The 1587-nt window shown below is 73.3% G+C and carries 1 protein-coding gene; it reads right to left on the bottom strand.

Translation table 11 applies throughout. The annotated features are described in order from the left end of the window. Positions 1–1383, bottom strand: a 1383-nt coding sequence (locus ACYVQV_RS18940; RefSeq protein WP_461024869.1) for a methyl-accepting chemotaxis protein, incomplete at its 3' end; no start/stop codon positions are given. Between the last annotated feature and the right edge of the window lie 204 nt (positions 1384–1587).

Genomic DNA, 1587 nt, shown 5'->3' with positions numbered 1-1587 from the left:
CGTCAGCTGGTAGTCGTTGATCCGCGTGATGATCTCGCTGATCTGACCGATCGCGTCCACCGCACCCGAGGTATCAGCCTGGATCGCCTCCACCCGACGCGCGATGTCCTCCGTCGCCCGAGCCGTCTCCTGCGCCAGCTCCTTGACCTCGTTGGCCACCACCGCGAAACCCTTACCCGCCTCACCCGCACGAGCAGCCTCGATCGTCGCGTTCAACGCCAACAGGTTCGTCTGCTCCGCGATCGAGGTGATCACCTTGATCACGTTCCCGATCTCCGACGAGCTCGCACCCAACTTCGAGACCGTCTCGTTCGTCGACTCCACCACCGACACAGCCTGCGAAGCCACCCGCGCCGCATCACCCGCAGACTGCGCGATCTCCCGGATCGACGCACCCATCTGCTCCGACCCCGCAGCCACCGTCTGCACGTGCCGTGAGACCTCGTTCGCGGCATCCGACACGACCGCCGCCTGCACGCTCGTCTCCTCCGCCCCCGCCGCGATCTGCTGGGACGACACGGACAGCTCCTGCGCGGACCCGGCCACCTGCGTCGCGGACTCCGAGACGCTGCCCACGAGCAGCCGCAGCGACTGCTGGGCCCGGTCGAGCGCGGCGGCCATCCGGCCGACCTCGTCCTGGGACCGGACGTCGGCGCGGGCGGTCAGGTCCCCCTCCGCCATCGCGACGAGCGCGCGCTCGACCTCCGCGACGGGGCGGGTGATGAGCCGGACCATCCACAGCGAGATGACGGTCAGGACGGCCAGGGCGAACGCGAGCAGCCCGACGACGAGGCGGATGGCCGCCTTGCTCGTGGCCTCGCTGGCGTCGACGCGGTCGCGCTGGCCCTGGGCGAGGACCTCGGCCTCGTCGGCGACCGCGGCGTCGAGCGCCTCGGCCGCCGGCGCGAGGATCGTCGTCCAGGTGCTGGTCAGGTCCGCGGCGTCGGCCTGCCCGACGCCCTGGACGGCGGCGGCCCAGGTGTCGAGGGCGGCGCGCACGTCGTCACCGGCTCCCTCGTGCGCGGCCGCCTCGGCGTACGTGCCGAGCGCGGTCCGGGCGTCGGCCTCCGCCGCCTGCGCGGCGGCCAGACCGCGACTGGCCTGTGCCGGGTCCGCGGCGGCGAGCAGGGTGTGGGTCCGGGCGGCGTCGGCGGCGACCTGCACGGCGCGCAGCTCCTGCTGCGCCGCGACGTTCTCGACCCGGATCTGGCCGATCTCGACCCGCAGCGCCTGGACCCGCAGCAGTCCGGTCCCGGCGACACCGAACATGACGAGAAGCACGACGGCCACCAGGCCGAGGACCTTCGTGCGGATGCTGAGGTCCGCCAGGCCGCGTCGGCGTCGGCCGCCCGCGGGGGCGGTGCCGGGTGCAGGGGTCGTCATGTCGGTCCGATCGGCAGGATCGCGGGCCCGGGTGAGTGGTCCTGCCGCACGTCCACCGTCCGGCGGTACCCGAGCGGGGCGTGCGCCCGCTCGGGTACTGCCCGAGCCGGTGTGTCAGACGGTGAAGCGGGTGACCTGGGTGCGCAGGTCGGTGGCCATCGCGGCCAGCTCCTCGATCGCGGCCTGGGTCTGGGCGACCGCCTG

This window comes from Thalassiella azotivora (assembly GCF_054781695.1).
Note: the sequence above shows the minus strand (reverse complement) of the source record. Positions and strands in the feature narration are given on the sequence as shown.